24 protein-coding genes are annotated in these 25,785 nt (G+C 66.6%); 21 read left to right on the top strand and 3 right to left on the bottom strand.

The features are described 5' to 3' along the window. The 3 genes from lpxB to B1A74_RS12870 form a co-directional block, all read right to left on the bottom strand. On the bottom strand, positions 1-716 hold a 716-nt coding region (lpxB, locus tag B1A74_RS12880), incomplete at its 3' end, for a lipid-A-disaccharide synthase (protein ID WP_077244861.1). Then, positions 713-1,810, bottom strand: a complete 1,098-nt coding sequence (locus B1A74_RS12875; RefSeq protein ID WP_018947809.1) for a DegT/DnrJ/EryC1/StrS family aminotransferase — start codon at positions 1,808-1,810, stop codon at positions 713-715. The genes B1A74_RS12875 and lpxB, both read right to left, overlap by 4 nt. Positions 1,811-1,847: 37 nt before the next feature. Next, the gene (locus B1A74_RS12870; RefSeq protein ID WP_018947810.1) at positions 1,848-2,834 is read right to left on the bottom strand and encodes a Gfo/Idh/MocA family protein; all 987 of its coding nucleotides are present in this window, start codon (positions 2,832-2,834) and stop codon (positions 1,848-1,850) included. A 120-nt stretch (positions 2,835-2,954) separates the two neighbouring features. Between B1A74_RS12870 and rnhB the strand changes: the two genes are divergently transcribed. The 21 genes from rnhB to B1A74_RS12770 all read left to right on the top strand — a co-directional run. Continuing rightward, on the top strand, positions 2,955-3,611 hold the full coding sequence (gene rnhB / locus B1A74_RS12865) for a ribonuclease HII (RefSeq protein WP_244269222.1): 657 nt from the start codon (positions 2,955-2,957) through the stop codon (positions 3,609-3,611). Beyond that, a complete protein-coding gene (gene dnaE, locus B1A74_RS12860; RefSeq protein WP_244269221.1) occupies positions 3,563-6,991 on the top strand; it encodes a DNA polymerase III subunit alpha in 3,429 nt (1,142 codons plus the stop codon). Before rnhB ends, dnaE begins: the two co-directional genes overlap by 49 nt. 91 nt (positions 6,992-7,082) lie before the next feature. Continuing rightward, complete coding sequence (locus tag B1A74_RS12855) at positions 7,083-8,048, top strand: acetyl-CoA carboxylase carboxyltransferase subunit alpha (protein WP_077244860.1); 966 nt, start codon at positions 7,083-7,085, stop codon at positions 8,046-8,048. Further along, positions 8,023-9,306: a tRNA lysidine(34) synthetase TilS gene (gene tilS, locus B1A74_RS12850; RefSeq protein WP_077244859.1), complete on the top strand. Its 1,284-nt coding sequence runs from the start codon at positions 8,023-8,025 to the stop codon at positions 9,304-9,306. Before B1A74_RS12855 ends, tilS begins: the two co-directional genes overlap by 26 nt. Before the next feature lie 177 nt (positions 9,307-9,483). Beyond that, positions 9,484-11,154, top strand: coding sequence for a CTP synthase (locus B1A74_RS12845; protein ID WP_077244858.1), 1,671 nt, complete (start codon positions 9,484-9,486; stop codon positions 11,152-11,154). 10 nt (positions 11,155-11,164) lie between these two features. Continuing rightward, on the top strand, positions 11,165-12,007 hold the full coding sequence (kdsA, locus tag B1A74_RS12840; protein ID WP_018947816.1) for a 3-deoxy-8-phosphooctulonate synthase: 843 nt from the start codon (positions 11,165-11,167) through the stop codon (positions 12,005-12,007). Positions 12,008-12,068: 61 nt separating this feature from the next. Next, positions 12,069-13,346, top strand: a complete 1,278-nt coding sequence (eno, locus tag B1A74_RS12835) for a phosphopyruvate hydratase (protein ID WP_018947817.1) — start codon at positions 12,069-12,071, stop codon at positions 13,344-13,346. A 39-nt stretch (positions 13,347-13,385) separates the two neighbouring features. Beyond that, positions 13,386-13,775, top strand: coding sequence for a cell division protein FtsB (gene ftsB / locus B1A74_RS12830; protein WP_018947818.1), 390 nt, complete (start codon positions 13,386-13,388; stop codon positions 13,773-13,775). Then, positions 13,768-14,511: a 2-C-methyl-D-erythritol 4-phosphate cytidylyltransferase gene (ispD, locus tag B1A74_RS12825; protein WP_026332900.1), complete on the top strand. Its 744-nt coding sequence runs from the start codon at positions 13,768-13,770 to the stop codon at positions 14,509-14,511. The genes ftsB and ispD overlap by 8 nt, the downstream gene beginning before the upstream one ends. Further along, the gene (gene ispF / locus B1A74_RS12820) at positions 14,508-15,008 is read left to right on the top strand and encodes a 2-C-methyl-D-erythritol 2,4-cyclodiphosphate synthase (protein WP_024329394.1); all 501 of its coding nucleotides are present in this window, start codon (positions 14,508-14,510) and stop codon (positions 15,006-15,008) included. The genes ispD and ispF overlap by 4 nt, the downstream gene beginning before the upstream one ends. After that, positions 15,005-15,385, top strand: coding sequence for a VOC family protein (locus B1A74_RS12815; RefSeq protein ID WP_018947821.1), 381 nt, complete (start codon positions 15,005-15,007; stop codon positions 15,383-15,385). Before ispF ends, B1A74_RS12815 begins: the two co-directional genes overlap by 4 nt. A gap of 40 nt (positions 15,386-15,425) precedes the next feature. Then, positions 15,426-17,216: an ABC transporter transmembrane domain-containing protein gene (locus B1A74_RS12810; protein ID WP_077244857.1), complete on the top strand. Its 1,791-nt coding sequence runs from the start codon at positions 15,426-15,428 to the stop codon at positions 17,214-17,216. 35 nt (positions 17,217-17,251) lie between these two features. Next, positions 17,252-18,757 carry a glycerol kinase GlpK gene (gene glpK, locus B1A74_RS12805; RefSeq protein ID WP_077244856.1) on the top strand — a complete coding sequence of 502 codons (1,506 nt, stop codon included), beginning with the start codon at positions 17,252-17,254 and terminating at the stop codon, positions 18,755-18,757. A gap of 141 nt (positions 18,758-18,898) precedes the next feature. Then, the gene (locus B1A74_RS12800) at positions 18,899-19,123 is read left to right on the top strand and encodes an addiction module protein (RefSeq protein ID WP_077244855.1); all 225 of its coding nucleotides are present in this window, start codon (positions 18,899-18,901) and stop codon (positions 19,121-19,123) included. Between the two features lie 58 nt (positions 19,124-19,181). Beyond that, positions 19,182-21,629, top strand: coding sequence for a type I restriction-modification system subunit M (locus tag B1A74_RS12795; protein WP_077244854.1), 2,448 nt, complete (start codon positions 19,182-19,184; stop codon positions 21,627-21,629). Then, on the top strand, positions 21,622-22,929 hold the full coding sequence (locus B1A74_RS12790) for a restriction endonuclease subunit S (RefSeq protein ID WP_077244853.1): 1,308 nt from the start codon (positions 21,622-21,624) through the stop codon (positions 22,927-22,929). The genes B1A74_RS12795 and B1A74_RS12790 overlap by 8 nt, the downstream gene beginning before the upstream one ends. Continuing rightward, positions 22,926-24,239, top strand: a complete 1,314-nt coding sequence (locus B1A74_RS12785) for a nucleotide-binding domain-containing protein (RefSeq protein ID WP_077244852.1) — start codon at positions 22,926-22,928, stop codon at positions 24,237-24,239. The genes B1A74_RS12790 and B1A74_RS12785 overlap by 4 nt, the downstream gene beginning before the upstream one ends. Further along, positions 24,202-24,789 carry an SLATT domain-containing protein gene (locus tag B1A74_RS12780; protein WP_341853167.1) on the top strand — a complete coding sequence of 196 codons (588 nt, stop codon included), beginning with the start codon at positions 24,202-24,204 and terminating at the stop codon, positions 24,787-24,789. Before B1A74_RS12785 ends, B1A74_RS12780 begins: the two co-directional genes overlap by 38 nt. 245 nt (positions 24,790-25,034) lie before the next feature. Next, a complete protein-coding gene (locus tag B1A74_RS12775) occupies positions 25,035-25,268 on the top strand; it encodes a hypothetical protein (RefSeq protein ID WP_077244850.1) in 234 nt (77 codons plus the stop codon). Beyond that, positions 25,265-25,414 (top strand): hypothetical protein, encoded by a 150-nt coding sequence (locus B1A74_RS14265; RefSeq protein ID WP_158076029.1) that lies wholly within the window; start codon positions 25,265-25,267, stop codon positions 25,412-25,414. Before B1A74_RS12775 ends, B1A74_RS14265 begins: the two co-directional genes overlap by 4 nt. Next, the coding region (locus B1A74_RS12770) for an AlbA family DNA-binding domain-containing protein (protein ID WP_208856001.1) at positions 25,414-25,785 on the top strand (372 nt) is incomplete at its 3' end. The genes B1A74_RS14265 and B1A74_RS12770, both read left to right, overlap by 1 nt.

The following is a 25,785-nucleotide window of genomic DNA, read 5'->3' as shown; positions in this document are numbered from 1 at the left end:
TCGACATCCGGATCTGCGCTTCGCGGTGACACCGGGGGCGGTGTCACCGCGAAGCGCAGATCCGGATGTCGATGGTGCAGGCGGCGGGCGGTTTCCAGCAGCAGGGGCCAGTGGCGCTTGAGCTCGCCGCCGCGACTGCCCGGCAGCAGGCCGATTACGCGGGTGTCCGGTGCGACGCCCAGGCGTTCGCGCAGGGGTGGTTCCGGCGCCTGCACGTGGTCAACGAGGGGGTTGCCGACGTAGCGTACCGGCACGCCGGCGCGTTCGTAGATGGCGGTCTCGAACGGGAACAGCACGGCCATGGCATCCACGTAGCGGCGGATGCGGCGGATGCGGCCGCTGCGCCAGGCCCACAGCTGGGGGCTGACGTAGAACAGCACCGGGATGCCCAGGCGTTTGGCGTGCGCGGCCAGGCGCAGGTTGAATTCGACGTAGTCGACCAGCACCAGCAGCGCGGGGCGGGTGGTCTCGAGATGGTCGCACATGCGGCGGAACAGCCGCCGCAGGCGGGGGTAGTTGACCAGTACGTCGACCAGCCCGACCACCGCCAGTTCTTCCACGTCGATGCGGGTGTCCACGCCGGCGGCGCGCATGCGTTCGCCGCCCATCCCGGAGAAATGCAGGTCGTCCGCGTGGCCGGCGAGTTCCCGCACCAGCCCCGCCCCCAGGGCATCGCCGGAGCTCTCGCCGGCGCAGACGACCACCTCGCGGGTCATGTCAGGGAAACACGGATCCGTTCGACGATGCGGTCGACCTGCGCGTCTTCCAGTTCGGGGAAGATCGGCAGGGACAGGCAGCGCGCGGCCACCGATTCGGTCACCGGCAGGGATTCGGGCTCGCCGTCGGGCTCTGCGAACGCCTTCTGCTGGTGCAGCGGCACCGGGTAGTAGATCGCGTTGGCGATGCCGTCCTCGGTCAGGGCAGGCATCAGCGCGTCGCGGTGATCGGTCAGCAGGGTGTACTGGTGGTAGACGTGCAGGCCGATGCCGTCCTCGTGCGGGGTCTCCAGCGGCAAGCCTTTGAGGCCCTCGCTGTAGCGTGCGGCCACGCGCCGGCGCTCGGCGTTGTAGTGGTCGATGTGCGGCAGTTTGCAGCGCAGGATGGCGGCCTGCATCTCGTCCAGGCGCGAGTTGTAGCCGATCTCGTCGTGGTAGTAGCGCTGGCTGGAGCCGTGGTTGCGCAGGCGGCGCAGGGCCTCGGCCGAGGACGGGCAGGAGGTGGTGACCAGTCCGCCGTCGCCGAACGCGCCGAGGTTCTTGCTGGGGAAGAAGCTGAATGCCCCGAACGCGGTGGTGGAGCCGGTCTGCGCGCCGTCGATGCTGGCGCCGAAGGACTGCGCGCAGTCCTCGATCACCATCAGCTTGTGGCGCTCGGCGATCTCGCGGATGCGCGGCAGGTCGGCCGGCTGGCCGAACAGATGCACCGGGAGGATGGCGCGGGTACGCGGGCTGATGGCCGGCTCGATCTGCTCCGGATCCAGATTGAAGGTCCGCGGGTCGATGTCCACGAATACCGGCTCGGCGCCCAGGTAACGGATCGCCTCGGCGGTGGCGATGAAGGTGAAGGGCGTGGTGATAACCTCGTCGCCCGGACCGATGCCCGCGGCATGCAGGGCCAGCTGCAGGGCGTCGGTGCCGGATGCGCAGGTGATGGCGTGTTCCACGCCGAGGTAGTCGGCCAGCTCCTCTTCCAGGGCCTGGACGTTGGGTCCGAGGATGAAACGGGCGCCGGTGAGGACTTCCTGCAGGGCGGCATCGATCTCGGTGCGCAGCGTCTGGTACTGACGCTGCAGGTCGACCATGGGGATCACGGGCGGGCTCCTGTTGCCGTTTTCGGGAATGGAGAAATCAAAGGGACGAGTGCGGGCCGTCGGCGCGGCCCATCACGTTGAGATTGGCCTGCACCAGTTCGGTGATGCGGCTGGCGGTCTCCAGCGCGCGCTGGCCGTCGCGGCCGCTGACCAGCACCGGGGCCTGGCCGCGCGCGGCGGCGACGAAGGCGCGGATCTCGGCCAGCAGCGCATCGGCTTCGTCGAATACGCGCTCGTCGCGGTGGATCTCGGGCGCGCCGGTCTCGGGATCGACGTCGCCCAGGTGGTTGAACGACAGAATCCGGTTCTGGAAGTCTACCGAGGCATAGGCATGCGACTGGAAGATGCGCATGCGCCGCTCGGATTTGGTGCTGATGCGGCTGGAGGTGACGTTGGCCACGCAGCCGTTCTCGAACTCCAGGCGCGCATTGGCGATGTCGATGTCGCCGGTCAGGACCCGGGCGCCGGAAGCACGGATCTCGGCCAGTGGTGAGTCGACCAGCGCCAGGATGATGTCGATGTCGTGGATCATCAGGTCCAGCACCACCGAGACGTCGGTGGCGCGCGGCTTGTACGGCGCCAGCCGGTGCGACTCGATGAAACGCGGGTGCAGCGGATTCTCGGCCAGCTGGCGCAGGGCGGCGTTGAAACGCTCCAGATGCCCGACCTGCAGTACCACGCCGCGCTCCTCGGCGAGGCGGTTGAGTGCCTCGGCTTCGTCCAGGGTGGCGGTGATGGGCTTTTCCACCAATACGTGGCAGCCGGCGTCGAGGAAGTCGCGGGCGATCGCGTAGTGCAGGGTGGTGGGCGCGGCGATGGAGACCGCGTCCACCCGGCCGATCAGCGCGCGGTGGTCGGTTTCGGCGGCGCAGCCGTGTTCTTCGGCGACGCGCCGGGCGGTTTCGGGGTCGGCATCGGCCACCGCCACCAGTTCGGTATCGGGGAGGGCCGCGTATTTCGCCGCATGCCAGCGGCCGAGGTGGCCAACACCAATGGCGGCGCAGCGCAGGGGATTCTGAGACATGGTCGGGATGCTCGGTCCGGAGGGGGCTGTGCTAGGATTTCGGCGCTATTGTAACGGATCCCCCGGGTGGCGTGCGGGCCATGGGCCGGGGGATTGCGCGCGAACGGCGGGAGCGGCTTCATGAGCGGGATTGCAGGCGGTACAGGGCGGGTCGCGGGCGTCGACGAGGTGGGCCGCGGACCGCTGGCCGGGCCGGTGGTGGCTGCGGCCGTGATCCTGCCGGAGGGCTTCCATGCCCCCGGTCTGACCGATTCCAAGAAACTGACGGCGCGCCGGCGCGAAGCCCTGGACGAGCAGATCCGCGATGGCGCCCTGGCCTGGGCCCTGGGGCGCGCCGAGGCGGGCGAGATCGATCGCCTGAACATCCATCGCGCGACCCTGTTGGCCATGCAGCGGGCGGTGCAGGCCCTGGATCCGGCCCCGGCACATCTGCTGGTGGACGGGCGCTTCACCCCCGAGGGTCCCTGGACCGCCGAGGCCCGGGTCGGCGGTGATGGCAGCGTCGCGGCCATCAGTGCCGCCTCGGTGATCGCCAAGGTGGCACGCGACGGTGAACTGCGCGCGCTGCACGAGCAGTGGCCGGAATACGGCTTCGACCGGCATGCGGGTTATCCCACCGCCGCGCACCGGGCGGCGCTGGAACAGCACGGGCCGTGCCCCGAGCATCGGCGCAGCTATGGTCCGGTGGCGCGGGCGCTGGCGGCCGCCAGCGAGNNGCCGCGGCCGGCATGCCGGCGGTGGCGGTCACCGACCACTGCAACCTGTTCGGGCTGGTGAAGTTCTACAAGGCGGCGATCGGCGCCGGCGTGCAGCCGATCGTGGGGGCCGACGTGCTGGTGCGCGACGCGCGCGCCGATGCCACCCCGGCGCGCATGACCCTGCTGGCGCAGAACGATGCCGGCTATCGCAACCTGACCCGGCTGATCTCGCGCGCCTGGCAGGAAGGCCAGGAGAAAGGCGTGCCGCGGATCGACTGCGCGTGGCTCGACGGCGGCGCGGCGGAGGGGCTGATCGCCCTGTCCGGGACCATCGACGGGCTGTTCGTCAGTGGCAGCGGGGTCGCGCAGGCCCTCGCCGAACCCGTACTGCGCCCGTGGCTGGAGCGTTTCCCCGGGCGCTTCTACCTGGAGCTCACGCGCACCGGGCGGCCGGGCGAGGAGGCCTGGATCGAGGCCGCGATCGGCGCGGCCGAGAGCCACGGGCTTCCGGTGGTCGCGACCAACGACGTGCGTTTTCTCGGCAGCGAGGATTTCGAGGCCCACGAGGCGCGGGTGTGCATCCACGACGGCCACACCCTGGACGACGCGCGCCGGCCGCGGCGCTACTCCGAGCAACAGTACCTGCGCACGCCACAGGAGATGGCCGCGCTGTTCGACGATATCCCCGAGGCCCTGGCCAACAGCGTGGCCATCGCCCGGCGCTGCAGCGTGCGCCTGACCCTCGGGGAGTCGGTGCTGCCGGATTTTCCGGTGCCCGAGGGGCGCACGGTGGAGCAGCATCTGCGCGAGATCTCCGATCAGGGGCTGCGCGCACGCCTGGAGCGCTTCCAGTTCGCCGAGACCGCGGACTACGAGGCACGGCTGACGCGCGAGCTGGACGTGATCTGCCAGATGGGTTTCCCCGGCTACTTCCTGATCGTGGCCGACTTCATCCAGTGGGCCAAGGACAACGGGATTCCCGTGGGGCCCGGGCGCGGTTCCGGTGCCGGCTCGCTGGTGGCCTACGTGCTGGGCATTACCGACCTGGATCCATTGCGTTACGAGCTTCTGTTCGAGCGCTTTCTCAATCCCGAACGCGTCTCCATGCCCGACTTCGACGTCGACTTCTGCATGGAGAAACGCGACGACGTGATCGAATACGTCGCCGAGCGCTACGGCCGTGACAAGGTCTCGCAGATCATCACCCACGGCACCATGGCGGCCAAGGCCGTGGTACGCGACGTCGGGCGCGTGCTGGGGCATGGCTACGGTTTCGTCGATCGCATCGCCAAGCTGATCCCGTTCGAACTGGGCATGACCCTGGAAAAGGCCCTGGCCGAGAGCGAGGACCTCAAGGCGCAGTACGACGAGGACGAGGAGGTCCGCGCGATCATTGATCTGGCGATGAAACTGGAAGGCCTGACCCGCAACGCCGGCAAGCATGCCGGCGGGGTGGTGATTGCGCCGTCGGCCCTGACCGACTTCTCCCCGCTGTACTGTGAAGACGACGGCGGCTCGCTGGTCACCCACTTCGACAAGGACGACGTCGAAGCGGTGGGCCTGGTCAAGTTCGACTTCCTCGGCCTGCGCACGTTGACCATCATCGACTGGGCGGTGCAGAACCTGCGGCGCATGGACCCGGAGATCGAGATCGACCTGGAGGGTGTCCCGCTGGATGATCCGGAGTCGTTCCGCCTGTTGAAGAACTACCAGACCACGGCAGTGTTCCAGCTGGAATCCGGCGGCATGAAGGATCTCATCCGGCGCCTGCAGCCGGATTCCTTCGAGGACATCATCGCGCTGGTGGCATTGTACCGGCCGGGTCCGTTGCAGTCGGGCATGGTGGACGACTTCATCGACCGCAAGCACGGGCGCTCCGAGGTGGAATACCCGCACCCGGATCTGGAGCCGGTGCTCAAGCCGACCTACGGCGTGATCCTGTACCAGGAGCAGGTGATGCAGATCGCCCAGGTGCTGGCCGGCTACACCCTGGGCGGTGCGGACCTGCTGCGCCGCGCGATGGGCAAGAAGAAGCCCGAGGAGATGGCCAAGCAGCGCGAGATCTTCGTCAATGGTGCGGTGGAACGCGGGGTGGAGGAGCACACCGCCACCTACATCTTCGACCTGGTGGAGAAGTTCGCCGGCTACGGCTTCAACAAGTCGCACTCCGCGGCCTATGCCCTGGTGGCCTACCAGACCGCCTGGCTCAAGGCCCATTACCCGGCGCCGTTCATGGCGGCGGTGCTGTCGGCGGACATGGACAACACCGACAAGGTGGTCGGTCTGATCGAGGAATGCCGCAGCATGGAGCTGGCGGTGCTCCCGCCGGACGTGAACCAGTCGGACTACCGCTTTACCGTGCAGGACGCGCGCACGGTGGTGTACGGGCTGGGGGCGATCAAGGGCGTCGGCGAGTCCGCGATCGAGACCCTGCTGAAGGCACGCAACGAGGGCGGGCCGTTCCACGGGCTGGTGGATCTGTGCCAGCGGGTGGATCTGGGCAAGCTCAACAAGCGTGTGCTGGAGACCCTGGTGCGGGCCGGTGCGCTGGATTCCCTCGGTGCCAACCGTGCGACCCTGCTGGCCGACATCCCCACCGCGGTGGCCGCGGCGGAACAGACCGAACGCAACGCCAGCCTGGGCGTGGTGGACCTGTTCGGCGACCCGGCGGCCGCGGTGGTGCCGGAGAGCGAGACGCAGCCGGAGATGGAGGACGACGACCGGCTGCGCGGGGAGAAGGAGACCCTCGGGCTGTATCTCACCGGGCATCCGGTGGAACGTTATCGCGGGGAGCTGCGCGAACTGACCGGCACGAGCCTGGCCGAGCTGGAGGCGAAGCTGGAACAGCGCCCCGACGAGGGCGAGAACCGCGGGCGCGGACGCCAGGAGACCGTGCGCATCGCCGGGCTGGTGGTGGGCGTGCGGGTGCGCAACACCAACAGCGGGCGCATGGGCGTGGCAACCCTGGACGACCGCAGCGGGCGCGCCGAGCTGGTGCTCTTCAACGACGATTTCAACCAGTATCGTGAGCGCCTGGAGCCGGACACCCTGCTGGTGGCCGAGGGTACGGTGACCCTGGACGACTACGCCGGCGGGGTGCGCATGCGCGCGCGCCGGGTCCTGACCCTGGACGAGGCGCGCGCGCAATGGGCACGCGCGCTGTGTCTGGACCTGCGCGAGGTCCGGGCGGAGCAGATCGCGGGGCTGCACGGCCTGCTGCAGGAGCACCGGCCGGCCGGGCGCGGCAACGGCAATGGCAGTGGCGGGACGCCGGAGGGGGGCGAAGAGGGTGCCCCGTCCGGCTGCCCGCTGCGCCTGCGCTATCGCCGCGACGGCATGGAGGCGGAGCTGAAGGTGCCGGAAGAATGGCGGGTCCTGCCGAACGAGACCCTGCTGCGCGGCATCCAGCAGACCCTGGGGCCGTCCTGCGAGGCGCGGCTGCTCTACCAGCGGGGCTAGGCCCCGGCCGGCGGGGCCCGCAGGCGGCCAGCGTAGATCGCGCCGATTCGTTACACTCGCCACCCCGAACGTGACTGACTGGAATCCTTGCATGAACCCGGAATTTCTCGACTTCGAACAGCCGATCGCCGAGCTGGAGGCCCGCATCCGCGACCTGCAGTACGTGGGCGACGACACCGAGGTCAACATCCAGGAAGAGGTCCAGCGGCTGCAGGACAAGTGCCAGTCGCTGACCGAAAGCATCTTTGCCAAGCTCACGCCCTGGCAGATTGCCCAGCTGTCACGTCATCCCCGGCGTCCGTATCTGCTCGACTACATCCCGGCGCTGTTCGAGGAATTCGAGGAACTGCACGGCGACCGCGCCTATGCCGATGATCCCGCGATCGTCGGCGGCATCGCCCGCTTCGACGGGCGGCCGGTGATGATCATCGGCCACCAGAAGGGGCGCCAGACCCGGGACAAGGTGCAGCGCAATTTCGGCATGCCGCGTCCGGAGGGCTATCGCAAGGCCCTGCGCCTGATGGAGATGGCCGAGCGCTTCCGCATGCCGGTGTTCACCTTCATCGACACCCCGGGCGCCTATCCCGGCGTGGGGGCGGAGGAACGCGGCCAGAGCGAGGCGATCGCGCGCAACCTGCGGGTGATGGCGCGGCTGGACACCCCGATCATCGCCACGGTGATCGGCGAGGGCGGCTCCGGCGGTGCGCTGGCGATCGGCGTGGGCGACGCGACGCTCATGCTGCAGTACTCGACCTATTCGGTGATCTCGCCGGAAGGCTGCGCCTCCATCCTGTGGAAGAGCTCGGAGAAGGCCGCCGAGGCCGCCGAGGCGCTGGGGATCACCTCCGGCCGGCTGAAGGACCTGGGGCTGATCGACCGGGTGATCGACGAACCGCTGGGCGGCGCCCACCGCGATCCGGAGACCATGACCGAGCATCTGCGTGCGGCGCTGGCCGAGACCCTGGGCGGGCTGGAGCGGCTGGACCCGGGCAAGCGCCTGGAACGGCGTTACCGCCGGCTGATGGACTACGGTGCCTTCCAGGAAGCCGGCGCCTGACCCCGTCGACGTCGCGTTGCGGCGGTTCCTCGAGGAGTGTCCCGCGGGCGGCCCCCTGCGCGTTGCCTTCAGTGGCGGGCGTGACTCCAGCGTCCTGCTGCACGCCCTGAGCGCGGCCTGTCGGGCAGCGGATACTCCCGGTCCCGAGGTCTGGCACGTGGACCACGGGCTGCATGTGCAGTCCGGGGCGCAGTCGGAGCATTGTCGGGGCGTGGCGCGGTCTATGGGCCTGCGCTTCGTGCACCGGGTGGTGCGCGAGCTGGATACCCGCGAGCAAGGCGTGGAGGCCGCGGCGCGACATGCCCGCTATGCGTTGCTGCGCGAGGACCTGGGGCCGACCGGGGTGGTGGTCACCGCGCATCATGCCGGGGACCAGGCCGAGACCTTCCTGCTCGCGGCCCTGCGCGGCAGCGGACCACACGGACTGCGCGGCATGGTCCCGTGGCGCCGCGAAGGCGAGGGCTGGCTGGCGCGCCCGCTGCTGGACGTGGCGGATGCAGCCGTGGCGGGGCGGGCATGGATGGACGGGCTCACCTGGGTGGAGGATCCCACCAACGCCGATCCGGGGTTCGACCGCAACTTCCTGCGCCGCGAGATCCTGCCGCGGCTCAATGAACGTTTTGCGGCCTCGGCCGGGCTGGCGCGGTCCGCTCGCTGGCAGGCCGAGGTGGCGGGCGGGGAGGACGCCGATCTGGCGCGCCAGCTGGCGGGCGCCGGGGCCGGCGAAGTTCTGCCGCTGTCCGTCCTGCGGCCGCTGGAACCGGGGCGCCGGAGCGCCCTTCTGCGGCACTGGATCCGGGAACACGGCCTGCGCCCGCCGGGCCACCGGCGGCTGGCGGAATTCCTGCGTCAGGCCCTGGAGGCGGACGGGGATCGCCAGCCGCGGCTGGACTGGGACGAGGGCTGCCTGCGGCGCTACCGCGATGCGCTGTATCTGGATCCGCCGGAGACGGAGCCCGCGTCGCCGATTCCGTGGCCGGCCGACCAGCAGCGCCTGCGTCTGCCCGATGGGCGGGTGCTGACGCGCGAGCATCCCGCCTTCGCCGATCCGCTGCTGGCCGGGGCGGTGGAGGTGGTGTTCCGCCGGGGCGGCGAGCGGGTGGCGGCGGGCGGTCGGCACCGGCGGCTGAAGTCGCTGATGCAGGAGCGCGGCATTCCGCCGTGGCGGCGTGCGCGTATCCCGCTGCTGCGTCCGCCGGGCGGGACCGTGCGGGCGGTGCTGTGGCCGCGGGGGCCGGGAGCGGATTCGACCGCGTGACCCGGTTTGCGTTGTCGGAATACGGCGCCGGTGGTGGAGCCGGGGCGGGGCGCCTCAGGCCCGCCATGACGGGCCCGAAGGCCCTTCGCGGAGCGCGTTCGCGATTGAGCGGAAACGGGGGGTCTGGTACCCTTTGCGGGCATTTTGACCCCCGTCGGTCCCGGCCAGGTTTCCCGCATGACGCGATTCGTTTTTATCACCGGAGGCGTGGTTTCGTCTCTGGGCAAAGGTATTGCATCCGCCTCCCTGGGGGCGATCCTCGAGGCGCGTGGCCTGAAGGTCACGCTGATGAAGCTGGACCCCTACATCAACGTCGATCCGGGGACCATGAGTCCGTTCCAGCATGGCGAGGTGTTCGTTACCCATGACGGGGCCGAGACCGACCTGGATCTCGGGCACTACGAGCGCTTCGTGCGCATCCGCACCTCGCGGCACAACAATTTCACCACCGGCCAGATCTACGAGAACGTAATCCGCAAGGAACGTCGCGGCGACTATCTGGGCGGCACGGTGCAGGTCATTCCGCACATCACCGACGAGATCAAGCGCTCGATCCGCGAAGGGGCGGATGACGCCGACATCGCACTGATCGAGATCGGCGGCACGGTGGGCGACATCGAGTCCCTGCCGTTCCTCGAGGCGATCCGTCAGATGGGCGTGGAGCTGGGGCGCGACAACGCGCTGTTCATGCACCTGACCCTGGTCCCCTATATCGACGCCGCCGGCGAGATCAAGACCAAGCCGACCCAGCATTCGGTCAAGGAACTGCGTTCCATCGGCATCCAGCCGGACATCCTGCTGTGCCGCTCGAGTCAGGCGATCCCCGAAGGGGAACGGCGCAAGATGGCGCTGTTCACCAACGTCGAGGAAAAGGCGGTCATCTCTGCGGTGGACGTCGACAACATCTACAAGATTCCGCTGTGGCTGCATTCGCAGAAGCTCGACGAGATCGTGCTGCGCAAGCTGCACATCGAGGATCTGCCGGTCGCCGACCTGTCCGACTGGAAGCACGTGGTCAACGCCATGGAGTTCCCTGAATCGGAGGTCACGGTCGGTATGGTCGGCAAGTATGTCGAACTAACCGAGTCCTACAAGTCGGTCAACGAGGCCCTGACCCATGCGGGCATCGAGGTCGGCACCCGGGTGCGCATCCGCTACCTGGATTCGGAAAAGCTGGAGGGCGACACCCCCGAGGCACGCGCCGAGCTGGAAGGGCTGGACGCGATCCTGGTGCCGGGCGGCTTCGGCGAGCGCGGGGTCGAGGGCAAGATCGAGGCGGTTCGCCATGCGCGCGAGGAGGGTATCCCCTATCTGGGCATCTGCCTCGGCATGCAGGTGGCGGTGATCGAATACGCCCGCAACGTGGCCGGCCTCAACGGGGCACATTCCACCGAGTTCGCGCCCGATACTCCGCATCCGGTAATCGCACTGATCACCGAATGGCAGGACCGCGAGGGGCGGATCGAACATCGGGATGCCGAAAGCGATCTCGGCGGCACCATGCGCCTGGGTGCGCAGACCGCCTGCCTGACCGAGGGCTCGCACATCGCCGCGGCCTACGGCACCAGCCGCATCGAGGAGCGCCACCGCCACCGTTACGAATTCAACAACGCCTACCGCGCGCGTCTGGAGCAGGCCGGTCTGGTGATCTCCGGGCTGTCCGAGTCCGGGGAACTGGTGGAGGCGGTGGAGCTTCCGGAACATCCGTGGTTCGTCGGCTGTCAGTTCCACCCCGAGTTCACCTCCACGCCGCGCGACGGACACCCGCTGTTCGCCGGCTTCGTCCGTGCGGCGCGGGACTACCAGAACGAGCGCGCGCCGGATGTCGGCGCGGCGCTGACCGATTGAGGGCGGGTTGATGGAACTGTGCGGTTTCTCCGTGGGCCTGGACCGGCCGTTCTTCCTGATTGCCGGTCCCTGCGTGATCGAATCGGAGGCCATGGCCGAGGAAACCGCAGGGCAGCTCGCCGAAATCACGGGCGAACTGGGGATCCCGTTCGTCTACAAGTCGTCCTTCGACAAGGCCAACCGGTCCTCCACCCGCAGCTATCGCGGGCCGGGCATGGAGGAAGGGCTGCGTATCCTTGAAACGGTGCGCGAGCGCATGGGCGTGCCGGTGCTGACCGACGTGCACGAGGACACCCCGCTGGCGGAGGTCGCCGCGGTGGTGGACGTGCTGCAGACCCCGGCGTTTTTGTGCCGCCAGACCAATTTCATCCAGAACGTGGCCCGTCAGGGGCTCCCGGTGAACATCAAGAAGGGCCAGTTCATGGCCCCCTGGGACATGGGCAACGTGGTGGACAAGGCGCGCGAGGCCGGCAACGAGTCGGTGATGGTCTGCGAGCGCGGGGTGTCCTTCGGCTACAACACCCTGATCTCCGACATGCGCGGCCTGGCCGACATGCGCCGCACCGGCGCCCCGGTGGTGTTCGACGCCACCCACTCGGTGCAGCAGCCGGGCGGGCAGGGTGCCAGCTCCGGCGGGCAGCGCGAATACGTGCCGGTGCTGGCGCGTGCGGCCGTGGCCAGCGGTATCTCCGGGCTGTTCATGGAGACCCACCCCGATCCGGCGAACGCGCTGTCGGATGGTCCCAATGCCTGGCCGCTGCCGCGCATGCGCGAGCTGCTGGAAACCCTGAAGGCGCTGGACGAGGCGACCAAGTCGCGTCCGCTGGCGGAAGCCGAATACGGCCTGGGCTGACCCCGGGGTGACCCGGGGGCGGCCGGCCCCGAATCGAACGAGTCAAGGAGAGAGTACGAGCATGTCCCAGATTGCCGAGATCCACGCGCGCGAGATCATCGATTCCCGCGGCAACCCGACGGTGGAAGCCGACGTCGTCCTGGCCTCCGGTGCGACCGGGCGGGCGTCGGTGCCGTCGGGGGCTTCCACCGGGGCGCGCGAGGCCCTGGAACTGCGCGACGCCGCGGCCCGCTATGGCGGCAAGGGCGTGGAGAAGGCGGTGGGCCATGTGAACGGCGAGATCCGTGACACCCTGCGCGGCATGGAGGCCGACCAGACCGCGGTCGACCAGCGCATGCTGGAGCTGGACGGTACCGAGAACAAGTCGCGCCTGGGCGCCAACGCCCTGCTGGCGGTGTCCATGGCCGTGGCGCATGCCCGCGCGGCCGATGCCGAACGCCCGCTGTTCGAGACGGTCGGCGGGCCGGATGCGCATCTGCTGCCGGTGCCGATGATGAACATCGTCAACGGCGGTGAGCATGCCGACAACAGCGTCGACATGCAGGAGTTCATGATCCTGCCGGTGGGTGCCCCCAGCGTGCGTGAAGCGGTGCGCTACGGTGCCGAGGTCTTTCACGCGCTGAAGAAGGTGCTCAACCAGCGCGGTCTGGGCACCGGCGTGGGCGACGAGGGCGGGTTCGCGCCCAACCTGGAGTCCAACTCGGCCGCGGTGGAGACCATCCTCGAGGCGATCCATCAGGCCGGGTTCAAGGCCGGGCGCGACATCTGGCTGGGCCTCGACTGCGCCGCCTCCGAGTTCTACCGCGATGGCCGCTACCACCTGGATTCCGAGGGCAAGTCGTTCAATGCCGAGGAATTCTGCGACTACCTCGCGCACTGGGTCGATCAGTACCCCATCCTCAGCATCGAGGACGGGCTGGCCGAAGACGACTGGGAGGGCTGGAAGATCCTGACCGAGCGTCTGGGTGAGCGCGTGCAGCTGGTGGGCGACGATCTGTTCGTGACCAACACGCAAATCCTGCGCGAGGGCATCGACCGCGGCGTGGCCAACTCCATCCTGATCAAGCTGAACCAGATCGGCACCGTGACCGAGACCCTGCAGGCGATCGAGATGGCGCGCGAGGCGGGTTACACCTCGGTGATCTCGCACCGCTCGGGCGAGACCGAGGACGTGACCATCGCCGATCTGGCCGTGGCCACCGGCGCCGGGCAGATCAAGACCGGCTCGCTGTCGCGTTCCGATCGCGTGGCCAAGTACAACCAGCTCATGCGGATCGAGGAGCATCTCGGCGGGCAGGCCCGCTACCCGGGCATGGACGCCTTCCGGGTCCGGCCCTGACTCCGGGGAACCGGGGTGTCCCGGCCGGAGGCCTGAGCGATGCGCTGGCTGCTGCCGGGCGGTCTGGTGCTGCTCGTGCTGGCGCTGCAGTGGCCGTTGTGGTTCGGCGAGGGCGGCTGGCCGGATGTCCGCGAACTGCGCAGCGAGACGGCCATGCAGGAAGCGGAAAATCAGCGCCTGCGCGAACGCAACCGGGCGCTGGAGGCCGAGGTCCGCGATCTGCGCGAGGGCTCCGCGGCGGTGGAAGAACGCGCCCGGCGCGACCTGGGCATGATTCGCGAGGACGAGACCTTTTTCTTCATCGTGGATGAAGAAGACGAAGCCCCGGGCGAAGTCCCGGGGCTGATGCCCGAGGACGCGTCCACCGGGGCCGCGCCGGAGCATTTCGAGGAGGACACGACGATCGTGGAGGATCCGTTCGATGAGTGATGCCGACTCCCCCGAAGGTTCGGGAGTCTTCTGGGCGCTGATCCCCGCAGCCGGGATTGGTCGTCGCATGGGGACGGATCGTCCCAAACAGTTCCTCACCCTGGGGCCGCGCAGCGTGCTGGCCCATACCCTGTCGATCTTTCTGGAGCATCCGCGGATTCGCGGCGTGATCCTGGTGCTGGGCCCGGACGTGGACCCGGACGCGCTCGACCTGCCGCTGGCCGGCGGGCGTCTGTTCCGCGTGGCCGGCGGCGACGAGCGGGCCGACTCCGTGCAGAACGGCCTGGACTTCCTCGAGGAACGCGCCGGCCCCGAGGACTGGGTGCTGGTGCACGACGCCGCGCGCCCGTGCCTGCCGCCGGACGATCTCGACCGCATGCTGGACGAGCTGCGCGACGATCCCGTGGGGGGGGTGCTGGCGGCCCCGTCCACCGATACCATCAAGTGGGCGGACGCCGATGGTCGGGTGGAATCCACCCTCGATCGCGAGCGGGTGTGGCGGGCCCTGACCCCGCAGATGTTCCGCCTGGGCACGCTGCGCGACGTCAACGCCCGTGCGCGTGCCGCCGGACACCCGGTGACCGACGAGGCCAGCGCGATCGAATGGGCGGGACTGCGGCCGCGGCTGGTGGAGGGCTCGCTGATGAACATCAAGATTACGCGCGCCGAGGACCTCGAACTGGCCCGTCTATACTTGCTGGAACAGGGCCGGCTCGACGGAGGGTATCGGGGATGACGGCGATGCGTGTGGGCCAGGGTTTCGATGTACACGCCTATGAGGCGGGGGATCACGTGGTGGTCGGCGGGGTGCGGATCCCGTTCGATTACGGCGTGCGCGCCCACTCCGACGGTGACGTGCTGCTGCACGCGCTGTGCGATGCCCTGCTGGGGGCGGCCGGTCTGGGCGACATCGGCCGCCACTTTCCCGACAGCGATCCGGCGTTCTCCGGTGCCGACAGCCGCGACCTGCTGGAAGAGACCCTGCGCCGGGTGCGCGCGGCGGGCTGGGTCCCGGTGAACATCGACGCCACCATCATCGCGCAGCGTCCGCGCATGGGCCCGCATGTGGAGGCCATGCGCGCCAACATCGCCGCGGACACCGGGTTGCCGGCGGACGCGGTCAACGTGAAGGCCACCACCACCGAGCGGCTGGGCTATACCGGCCGCGAGGAGGGTCTCGCCGCGCAGACCGTGGTGCTGCTGCAGACCCCGGGAGACGGGGCGGTCGCATGAGCGACGGCGTGGTGCGCGGGGTGCACCACGTGAGCGTGGTGGTGGCGGAACCGGAGCGCTCGGCCGCGTTCTACGGGGATCTGCTCGGGCTGGCGCCGTTGCCGCGCCCGGATCTCGGGTTCCCCGGGCGCTGGTTCGATCTGGGTGACGGGCGCGCCCTGCATCTGCTGGGTGTGCCCAACCCGGATCCGGTGGAGCGCGGGGTCGCCGGGGGCCGCGACCGCCATCTGGCCCTGGCGGTGGACGGGCTGGAGGCCCTGCTGGCACGGCTGGAGGCGGCGGGTTTCCCCGCGCAGCGCAGCCGTTCCGGGCGTCCCGCGGCCTTTGTGCGCGATCCTGACGGGAACACCGTCGAATTCGTCGCAGCCGGCGGATGACCCTCTCCGCACCCGCATTCCCCCACCGCCGGCAGCCGGCATGAACTGGGACGACGCCGACACCCCGCGCCCCGCGGCCCGCAACCTGCGGGTCCTGATGCCGCTGCTCGCATTCCTGCGGCCGTACCGGCGGCGGATCGTGTTCGGGCTGGTGGCGCTGGTGGTGGGCTCGGGGGCGATCCTGGCCTTCGGCGGGGTGCTGCGCCTGCTGGTGGACGCTGGCCTGGGTCCCGAGGACCCCGCCGGGCTCAACCGCGCGCTGGTGCTGCTGCTGGTGGTGGTGACGGTGATGGCCATCGGCGTGGGTGCGCGCATCTATCTGGTGACGTGGCTCGGGGAACGGGTGGTGGCCGATCTGCGCCGCGCGGTTTTCGCCAATGTGATCCGGCTGGATCCGGCGTTTTTCGAGCAGACCCGCACCGGCGAGGTGATCTCGCGCCTGACGGCCGACGCGACGCTGATCCAGACCGTGGTCGGCACGACCCTGACCATTGCCGCGCGCAACCTGCTGCTGATCGTTGGCGGGCTGGTGCTGATGTTCCTGTCCAGCCCGCCGCTGGCGGCCCTGCTGGTGGCCGGCCTGCCGGCGGTGGCCGTGCCGGTGTGGCTGCTCGGTCGGCGGGTGCGGCGGCTGTCGCGCCGGACCCAGGACCGGGTCGCGGACGTGGGCGCGCGCACTGACGAGACCCTGTACGCGATCGAGACGGTCCAGGCCCACGGCCGGGAAGACGCCGAACGCGGCCGGCATGCCTCGGCGGTGGAAGCCGCCTTCGGCATGGCCACGCGCCGGGCCGCCACCGGCGCACTGCTGGCCGCTGCGGTGATGCTTTTGATGTTCGGCCTGATCGCCGGGGTCCTGTGGATCGGTGGCCACCGCGTGCTGGACGGGATGATGACCCCGGGCGAGCTGGCCGCGTTCCTGTTCTACGCGGCCCTGGTGGCGGGTTCGATCGCCGCGCTCAGCGAGGTGACCAATGAACTGCTGCGGGCGGCCGGGGCCGCGGAGCGCCTGCTGGAACTCGCGGAGGTCCGTTCCGGGCCGCCCTGGCCACGACACCCCGAAGCCCTGGCGGACCCGGTGCGCGGCGAGATCGCGCTGGAGGACGTGGTCTTCGCCTATCCGACGCGCCCGCAGCCGCCGGCACTGGACGGGGTCTCCCTGCGGGTACGCCCGGGCGAGTCGGTGGCGCTGGTGGGACCGTCGGGGTCCGGCAAGTCGACCCTGTTCCGGCTGCTGCTGCGGTTTCATGACCCGGATGCGGGCTGTATCCGGCTCGACGGGCACGACCTGCGCCGCCTGCGGCCGGACGAACTGCGCCGGCACATCGCGGTGGTGCCGCAGGAGCCGGTGCTGTTCTCCGGGACCGTGCGCGAAAACGTGGCCTACGGCGTGCCGGATGCGTCCGACGCGGCGCTGCAGGCGGCCGCGGAGGCGGCGCATGCGCGGGGGTTCATCGAGGCGCTGCCGGAAGGCTGGGACACCGCGCTGGGCGAGCGCGGCGTGCGCCTGTCCGGCGGCCAGCGGGCGCGTCTGGCGCTGGCCCGCGCCCTGCTGCGCAAGCCGGCCGTGCTGCTGCTGGACGAGGCCACCAGCGCGCTGGACGCCGAAAGCGAACGCGAGGTGCAGGCGGCGCTGGAAGAGGTGCGGCACGCGCGCACCGTGCTGACCATTGCCCACCGGCTGGCCACCGTGCAGTCGGCGGACTGGATCGTCGTGCTGGACGGCGGCCGCGTGGTCGGCGAGGGCACCCATGCCGAACTGCTGGCGCAGGGCGGGCTGTATGCACGGCTGGCGGCGCTGCAGTTTGCGGATGCGGACGCGCTCGCCTGAAACTCGGGGCGAGGCGGATCAAGCGGGAGGACATCATGGCCAACGGATACATCCTCGCCCTGGACCAGGGCACCACCAGCTGCCGGGCCATCCTGTTCGATCTGGAGGGCGGTATCGCCGGGGTCGCGCAGAAAGAGTTCGCCCAGTCCTACCCGCACTCCGGCTGGGTGGAGCATGACGCGATGGAGATCTGGGGCACCCAGATCGGCGTGGCGCGCGAGGCGCTGGAGCGCAATGGCATCAAGCCCGCGCAGCTGGCGGCCATCGGCATCACCAACCAGCGCGAGACCACGCTGGTATGGGATCGTCACAGCGGCCGCCCGATCCATCCGGCCATCGTGTGGCAGGACCGGCGTACCGCGGATCTCTGCGACCGCCTGCGCGACGAGGGTCTGGAAGGCCATATCCGCGCGACCACCGGGCTGCTGCCGGACGCCTATTTCTCCGGTACCAAGATCCGCTGGATCCTCGATCACGTGGACGGCGCGCGCGAGAAGGCCCGCAACGGCGACCTGCTGTTCGGCACCATGGACAGCTGGCTGGTGTGGAACCTCACGCGCGGCGAGCGCCACGTCACCGACGTGACCAACGCCTCGCGCACCATGCTGTTCGACATCCACCGCCTGCAGTGGGACGACACCCTGCTGAAAGCGCTGGACATCCCGCGCGCCATGCTGCCCGAGGTGGTGTCCTCCAGCGAGGTACTGGGCCACACCGGCACGGAGATGTTCGGCGGCGCGCGGGTGCCGGTGGCCGGCATGGCCGGGGACCAGCACGCGGCCCTGTTCGGCCAGGCCTGTTTCGAGCCGGGCATGGCCAAGAACACCTACGGCACCGGCTGTTTCCTGCTGATGAACACCGGCACCCGCCCGGTGACCTCGGAACACGGCCTGCTGACCACCATCGCCTGGGGCCTGGACGGGCAGGTGGAATACGCCCTGGAGGGCTCCATCTTCATCGCCGGGGCCGCCGTGCAGTGGCTGCGCGACGAGATGCACCTGATCGATACGGCCGCGGAGTCGGAGTACTTCGCGAGCCGGGTGGAGGACGCCGGCGGGGTCTACGTGGTGCCGGCCTTCGCCGGGCTGGGGGCGCCGTACTGGGATCCGCATGCGCGCGGGGCGATCTTCGGCCTGACCCGGGGCACGCGCAAGGAGCACGTGACGCGCGCGACGCTGGATGCCCTGGCCTACCAGACCCGCGACGTGATCGAGGCCATGCAGGCCGATTCCGGTCTGGCCCTGCAGACCCTGCGGGTGGACGGCGGCGCGGTGGCCAACGAGCTGATGGTGCAGTTTCAGGCCGACCAGCTCGGGGTGCGGGTGGAGCGCCCGGCCATCACCGAGAGCACCGCCCTGGGCGCCGCCGGTCTGGCCGGTCTGGCCACCGGCCTGTGGAGCCGCGATGATCTGCGCGCGCTGAGCCGTATCGAACGCGTGTTCGAGCCGCAGCTGGACGCTGCCACCCGCGACCGCCAGTACCACGGCTGGAAGGAAGCCGTGCGCCGCTGCATGAACTGGGAACGCGACGCGCGGGGGTAGGCCCGCGTCGCGTAGTATTCTGGTGAAGTACCGTCCGGGGGAACCCGATGTCGATTAGAAAGGCGGTTCAGCTGACGGTCGTGCCTCGCGCGGCTGATGGCTGGTGCTGGGTAGTAACAGGATCCATGTGAGAGGTGGCCAATGAGGATCAAGGACCTTATTGATGAAGCCGAGGCACTCCCAGTGGAAGAGCGTGCGCTGGTGGTCGATTCGCTTCTTCGCAGTCTCAACCCCCCCGAATCCCGGATCGATGAAAAATGGGCTTCGGTGGCGCAGGAGCGATTGAAGGAATTTCGTTCCGGTGATGTGGAGGCCGTTCCCGGAGAAGAAGTGTTCGCGAAGATCCGGGACGGGCAATCTCAATGAGCTTCCGCTTTCACCCTGAAACCAAGCACTGACTGCGAAAAGAGAAAACAGTTAATCCATGGCAATCAAGAAATCCGAGCTCTACTCCTCCCTCTGGCAGTCCTGCGACGAACTGCGCGGCGGGATGGACGCTTCGCAGTACAAGGACTACGTACTGACGCTGCTGTTCATGAAGTATGTCAGCGACAAGAAGGACTCGCTGATCGAGGTCCCCGAGGGCGGCAGCTTCGCCGACATGGTGGCGCTGAAGGGCGACAAGGAGATCGGTGACAAGATCAACAAGATCATCGGCCGACTCGCCGAGGCCAATGACCTCAAGGGCGTCATCGATCAGGCGGATTTCAACGACGAGACCAAGCTGGGCTCGGGCAAGGACATGCAAGACCGGCTGTCGAAGCTGGTGGCCATCTTCGAGCAGCTCGATCTGGGCGCCAACCGTGCCGACGGCGACGACCTGTTGGGTGACGCTTACGAATACCTGATGCGCCACTTTGCCACCGAGTCCGGCAAGAGCAAGGGCCAGTTCTACACCCCGGCCGAGGTCTCGCGGGTGATCGCGCAGGTGGTGGGTATCGGCCCGGATACCCGTCAGGACGAGACCCTGTATGACCCGACCTGCGGGTCCGGCTCCCTGCTGCTGCGCGCCGCCTACGAGGCGCCGCAGGGTATGAGTATCTACGGTCAGGAGAACGACAACGCCACCTGGGCGCTGGCTAGGATGAACATGATCCTGCACGACTACCCCACGGCGGAGCTGTGGCGGGACAACACCCTCTCGCGCCCCTATTTCAAGAACGCAGACGGCAGCCTCAAGACCTTCGACTACGCCGTCGCCAATCCGCCGTTCTCCGCCAAGTCCTGGACCAACGGCCTGGACCCGGCCAACGACGCGTTCGGCCGCTTCGAGTACGGCATCCCGCCGGCCAAGAACGGCGACTACGCCTTCCTGCTGCATCTGATCAAGTCGCTCAAGTCCACCGGCAAGGGCGCCATCATCCTGCCCCACGGCGTGCTCTTCCGCGGCCACAAGGAGGCCGACATCCGCCGCAACCTGATCCGGCGCGGGCTGATCAAGGGCATCATCGGCCTGCCGGCCAACCTGTTCTACGGTACCGGCATCCCCGCCTGTATCCTGGTCATCGACAAGGAACAGGCTGGCCAGCGCGAGCACATCTTCATGATCGACGCCAGCCGCGAGTTCATGAAGGACGGCAACAAGAACCGCCTGCGCTCGCGCGATATCCACAAGATCGTGGACATGTTCAACTACCAGCGCGAACTGCCCGGCTATGCCCGCCGTGTGCCCGTGGCCGAGATCGCCTCTGAGGCCAACGACTACAACCTCAACATCCCGCGCTACATTGACGCCGGTGAGGCGGAGGACCTGCACGACCTCTACGCCCACCTGAACGGCGGCATCCCCGAGCGCGACGTGGACGCGCTGGAGCCTTACTGGTCCGTGCTGCCCGGCCTGCGCGAGGCGCTGTTTCGCGATAACGGCCGGCCCGGCTACCTCGAGCCTCGGGTCGACGCCCGCGAAGTGAAGGCCACGGTGCTGGGCCACCCCGCCTTCACGGCCTTCGCCGAGCGTGTGGCCGGCATTACCGAAGACTGGCAAGCGGCCCATCGCCCGGACCTTTACGCCCTGCAAGCGGGCGACAAGCCCCGCGATGTGATCCACGGCCTGTCCGAGGACCTGCTGCAACGCTTCACCGATGTGCCCCTGCTGGACCGCTACGCCGTCTACCAGCGCCTGATGGACTACTGGGCGGATGTCATGCAGGACGATGTCTACCTCATCGCCGCCGAGGGCTGGGTCGAAGCGGCCCGGCCCCGGGGTGTGATCGAGAACAAGGAGCGCAAGATCAAGGAAGAGCCGGATCTGACCATCGGCAGCGGCAAAAAGGCCAAGAAATACAAGCTGGATCTGATTCCGCCCGCGCTGGTCATTGCCCGCTATTTTGCCGACGAACAGGGCCGGCTCGACGAGCTCCAGGCCGAGTACGAGACGGCCAGCCGCGAGCTGGAGGAATTCATCGAGGAGCACGACGGCGAGGAAGACCCCCTGAGCGAGGTCAAGAACGACAAGGGCAAGGTCACCAAGACCGAGATCCCCAAGCGCCTCAAGGCCCTAAAGGGCGAGCCCGAGGCCGAGGACGAAATCGCCGCCCTCAAGCAGTGCAAGAAACTCATGGACAATGAGGCGGCTGCCAAAAAGGCCGTCAAGGACGCCCAGACGGAACTCGACCAGGCCGTACTGGCCCGCTACGCCGAGCTCACCGAGGAGGAGATCAAACAGCTTGCCGTGGACGATAAAGGGCTGGCCGACATCCGTGCCGCCATCGAATCGGAAGTCGAGCGCATCACCAACCAGCTCGCCGGCCGCGTGCGCGAGCTGGAAGAGCGCTACGCCGAACCCCTGCCGGCCATCGAGCGCGAGGTGGAAGCACTGGCCGCCAAAGTCACCGGCCACCTGGAACAGATGGGGGTGCGGGTCGATGGCTGAGCGCAGCGAGGCGGTGGAAGAGCAGGCCGTGCGGGATGGGTCGGCCGTCTATTCGGTGGAGCCTGATGTCGCGACTGCTGAGGACGTGCCGCACGGGTATAAGCGGACAGAGGTAGGAGTAATTCCGGAGGATTGGGAATTAATACGCTTGGGTGACCTCGGAACCTTCTCCAAGGGCCAAGGGATTAAAAGAGACGAGGCCATGAGCGGTGAAATTCCCTGCATTCGCTATGGTGAAATTTATACACATCACAATGATGTGGTGCGAAGGTGTTCAAGTCGAATTTCCCGCGAAGTCGCAAATTCAAGTAAGCCCCTTAAATACGGTGACTTGCTTTTTGCTGGATCAGGCGAGACGAAAGAAGAGATTGGGAAGGCTGTCGCATTTGTAGGTGAGGCAGAGGCTTACGCGGGGGGCGACATTGTCATTCTGAGCCCGCATGAGGGAGTCCCTGAATTTTTGGGTTATCTTCTCAATGCGCCGCTGATTACGCGCCAGAAGGCCAGCAAAGGACAAGGCGACGCTGTCGTTCATATTAGTGCCTCTGCGCTCTCATCAGTTGCGCTTCCTTATCCTGCAGAACAAGAACAACGCGCCATTGCCACCGCCCTATCGGACGCGGACGCGCTGATCGAATCCCTCGACCGCCTGCTCGCCAAAAAGCGCGCCATCAAACAGGCCGCCATGCAACAACTCCTCACCGGCCAGACCCGCCTGCCCGGCTTCACCGGCGAGTGGGAGACGAAGCGGTTGGGGGAGTTTGTTTCGATCCGGAACCAGAAAGTAATGCCCTCGTCCGTACACCCGGACACCCCGTGCATCGAACTCGAGCACATAGGGCAAGGGGATGGCCGACTATTGAGCTCTTCAACGGCAAAGTACTCAACAGCGTCCAAATACCAGTTTCGCGCAGGTGATGTTCTGTTTGGAAGGCTCCGTTCATATCTCCGGAAATATTGGCTCGCCGAGCAGGATGGGATCTGTACAACTGAAATTTGGCCCTTGATGGTTGATTCTAGCCAAGCGGCGAGTGGCTTCCTGCTTGGCATCGTTCAAACTGATCGTTTCAACGAATCGGCAAGCATTTCCTACGGCACGCACATGCCCAGGGCTGATTGGAAGGTACTGAAGAATTTCGAGGTTAGGCTGCCGAGCGTCAACGAACAAACCGCCATCGCCAACGTTCTCTCCGATATGGACACCGAAATCGAAGCGCTGGAACGCCGCCGCAACAAGGCCCGCCAGACCAAACAGGGCATGATGCAGCAGTTACTGACCGGGAGGACTAGGCTGGTATGACAGTTTCTGAAATGTTCTCCGGGTTCGTTTCGAATTTGGCGATTACAAACACGGACACAATCAGTTTCCGCTATGGAGAGCTTACGTCTGCGTTAAATAGGCAATTCCGGGACACTGACTCCAAGACGGCGAACACCCTCCAGGTGGGTTCTTTCGGGAGGAAGACGGGCATCAACGGCATATCTGACCTGGATATGCTCTACATCATGCCGAAGGGAAAATGGGATGATTACAAAGACGGAAAGCAGCTCAAGCTGCTCCAAGATACCAAGTCCGCGATTCTGAGCCGCTATCCATCAACGAATGTGAGGGTGGACCGTTTGGTGGTGACGGTGACCTATACGAACTTCCACATCGAGGTTCAACCCGTTTTTGAGCAGACCGACCGGAGCTATCTTTATCCGGATACGAAAAACGGTGGAAGCTGGAAATTCACCAAGCCCAGGGAGGAGATGGAAGCCGTTTCTGAGATGGATTCCGCCAAAAATGCCAACCTCCGTCGGTTGTGCAAAATGGCCAGGGCCTGGAGAAATCAACACGGTGTGGCAATGGGAGGACTTCTCATTGACACGCTGGCGTACAAGTTTCTTGATCAAACCACAGAATATGACAGTAGAGGCTACGCTTACTACGACTGGCTTAGCCGAGACTTCTTCAAATTTTTGTCCGATCTGCCCGAGCAGAGCGAATACGGAGCGCCTGGAAGCCGGCAGCGGGTAAAAGTAAAGAAGAAGTTTCAGCGCAAGGCGAAAAAGGCGTACAAGCTCTGCTTGAAGGCCATTGAAGCCGAAGGCCAGAGGGGCGTCAATGGGAAATGGAAGAAAGTCTATGGCAGGCCATTTCCGGCGGCCACAGTCGATACCCAGAAAGCGCTTGATGAAGCTGTTCAAGCGTCTTGGGATAATACCGAGGAGTTCATTGAGGATAGGTACGCAGTCGATATTTCCGGCTCTCTGAGAATTGACTGCGAGGTGAAGCAGAATGGATTTCGTGAGTTTTTCCTCAGAACTATGCTCATGCGAAAAATTCCTTTGATGGCAAAGAAATCTCTGCGCTTTTATGTAACCGAAATATCTGTAAGAGAGCCATACGAGATTTACTGGAAGGTTCTAAACAGAGGTGATGAGGCGCGCAGGAGAAATTGCATTCGCGGCCAGATTAAAGAAGATGCTGGGCAGATGCAGAAGGAAGAAACAACGGATTTTCGCGGGGATCATGTCGTCGAGTGCTACTGCGTTAAGGACGGGGTCGTCGTTGCCAAAGATCGCCTTCATGTTCCCATTGTTGCTGAGGCTGGCGCCAATGAATAGAGAAGTAGAGCTTCTAGAAGGGCAAATTCGGGAATGCTATGGGCGAGTCGTCTATTCCCATAAAACCCATGAGAAGTGCGCTGACATGCTGCTGCGCAGAAACGGCCGTATAAAAATGGCGCAGATTGCCCTCTCAGCCATGATTACTGGTGGCGTGATATCAACCTTTTTTGGGACCGGGCACTGGGGGTCTGGGGTCAGTGTCGTGATTTCCACGATACTTCTGGGGATAAACTCATACACGAAAGACTACGATCTCGGTGAGATCGCTCAGAAGCACCGGCATGCAGGATCTGAGCTGTGGATCATCAGGGAGAGGTATCTGTCACTGCTGACAGACCTGCGTGTTGGGGATCTGTCTCTTGCAGATATCCGAAGTAGAAGGGACGCGATTATGGAGGATTTGCATTCCGCGTATGAAGGATCACCCAGTACGAACTTCAAGGCGTATAGAGAAGCACAAAAGGGGCTTAAAGCGCTGGAGGAGATGACTTTTTCAGATGATGAAATAGATGTGTTTCTCCCAAATGAACTTAAACGGAAATCGTGATGAACGACTTTGGGTTGTTTCATCGATTCAAGTTGGCTTGAACGGCTGGAGCCCCGCGGCATTGCTGCCGAAGGGCTTCGGATGCTCCTTCCGCTAAGGCGGATGAGACACCGACAATTACAGGTCTGGAAGCCGGCGGATTCCATCCGGCTGAGGCTTGCGTCGCACCATTACGACATTTGAGGCCAGAAAGGCCCTTAATAACAACGGGTTATGAACCGTGCCAGTCAAGGAGACTTTCAACCATGGCGACTGAGCAAGATCATGAATCGAAGGCGCTGATGGCCTTGCGGAAGGCGGTGGCCAAGGCCCTGGAGCGCAAGCGTCGGTTGGGACAGTACGCGGTCGTCTGGCGCGACGGTCAGATGGTCCGGCTGGCCCCGGAGCAGATTGGCAGCGCGGAGGCGTATGAGTCGGGGGGCTCCGCCCCGCCATCCGCTGTACGCGAGCCGGGGCCGGACGACGAGGATCCGAAATGAGCAGTGTCGGCCAACGCGCCCTGCGCGAGCTGGATCAGGCAGCGGCGATCGCTGGCAGCAAGACGCTCTGCGACGCCAATCGCGCTGTCCATGAGAAGCTGCGCTACGGCGTGCACAACGGGCCGCCGGGACAGGAGGACGTGTGATGGCCGATTCACGCGATATCGATCTGATCGAGGAGCTTCGTTCGCAGTCGAACGAGTTGCCCTGGTTGGAGTTCAAGAGAGACAACATCGAGCCGCAGTCGATCGGCAAGCGTTGTTCGGCGATCTCGAATGCAGCCCGCCTTGAGGGCCAGGATTGCGGCTACATGGTGTGGGGCATCGACGATGCAACCCACGCCGTGGTGGGCACGGCTTTCGATCCGGATAACCACAAAGTCGGCAGTCAGGAGTTCCAGCTATGGCTTGCCCAGCGGCTGCAGCCGAGTATCGCTTTCTCGTTCCGTGCCATCGCTCACCCCGACGGGCACGTGGTCCTGCTGGAGATCCCGGCGGCCAACAGCGCGCCGGTGGCG

The sequence above is a fragment of the Thioalkalivibrio halophilus genome (genome assembly GCF_001995255.1).
Taxonomy (GTDB): Bacteria; Pseudomonadota; Gammaproteobacteria; order Ectothiorhodospirales; family Ectothiorhodospiraceae; genus Thioalkalivibrio; species Thioalkalivibrio halophilus.
This window is presented reverse-complemented; position numbering and strand designations above follow the sequence as displayed.

Coding starts and splice junctions, on each gene's coding strand:
- B1A74_RS12870 (WP_018947810.1), bottom strand. CDS start 2,834: ATGTCTCAGAATCCCCTGCGCTGCGCCGCCATTGGTGTTGGCCACCTC.
- dnaE (WP_244269221.1), top strand. CDS start 3,563: ATGCCGGCGGTGGCGGTCACCGACCACTGCAACCTGTTCGGGCTGGTG.
- B1A74_RS12855 (WP_077244860.1), top strand. CDS start 7,083: ATGAACCCGGAATTTCTCGACTTCGAACAGCCGATCGCCGAGCTGGAG.
- B1A74_RS12845 (WP_077244858.1), top strand. CDS start 9,484: ATGACGCGATTCGTTTTTATCACCGGAGGCGTGGTTTCGTCTCTGGGC.
- kdsA (WP_018947816.1), top strand. CDS start 11,165: ATGGAACTGTGCGGTTTCTCCGTGGGCCTGGACCGGCCGTTCTTCCTG.
- eno (WP_018947817.1), top strand. CDS start 12,069: ATGTCCCAGATTGCCGAGATCCACGCGCGCGAGATCATCGATTCCCGC.
- ftsB (WP_018947818.1), top strand. CDS start 13,386: ATGCGCTGGCTGCTGCCGGGCGGTCTGGTGCTGCTCGTGCTGGCGCTG.
- ispD (WP_026332900.1), top strand. CDS start 13,768: ATGAGTGATGCCGACTCCCCCGAAGGTTCGGGAGTCTTCTGGGCGCTG.
- ispF (WP_024329394.1), top strand. CDS start 14,508: ATGACGGCGATGCGTGTGGGCCAGGGTTTCGATGTACACGCCTATGAG.
- B1A74_RS12815 (WP_018947821.1), top strand. CDS start 15,005: ATGAGCGACGGCGTGGTGCGCGGGGTGCACCACGTGAGCGTGGTGGTG.
- B1A74_RS12810 (WP_077244857.1), top strand. CDS start 15,426: ATGAACTGGGACGACGCCGACACCCCGCGCCCCGCGGCCCGCAACCTG.
- glpK (WP_077244856.1), top strand. CDS start 17,252: ATGGCCAACGGATACATCCTCGCCCTGGACCAGGGCACCACCAGCTGC.
- B1A74_RS12800 (WP_077244855.1), top strand. CDS start 18,899: ATGAGGATCAAGGACCTTATTGATGAAGCCGAGGCACTCCCAGTGGAA.
- B1A74_RS12795 (WP_077244854.1), top strand. CDS start 19,182: ATGGCAATCAAGAAATCCGAGCTCTACTCCTCCCTCTGGCAGTCCTGC.
- B1A74_RS12790 (WP_077244853.1), top strand. CDS start 21,622: ATGGCTGAGCGCAGCGAGGCGGTGGAAGAGCAGGCCGTGCGGGATGGG.
- B1A74_RS12785 (WP_077244852.1), top strand. CDS start 22,926: ATGACAGTTTCTGAAATGTTCTCCGGGTTCGTTTCGAATTTGGCGATT.
- B1A74_RS12780 (WP_341853167.1), top strand. CDS start 24,202: ATGTTCCCATTGTTGCTGAGGCTGGCGCCAATGAATAGAGAAGTAGAG.
- B1A74_RS12775 (WP_077244850.1), top strand. CDS start 25,035: ATGGCGACTGAGCAAGATCATGAATCGAAGGCGCTGATGGCCTTGCGG.
- B1A74_RS14265 (WP_158076029.1), top strand. CDS start 25,265: ATGAGCAGTGTCGGCCAACGCGCCCTGCGCGAGCTGGATCAGGCAGCG.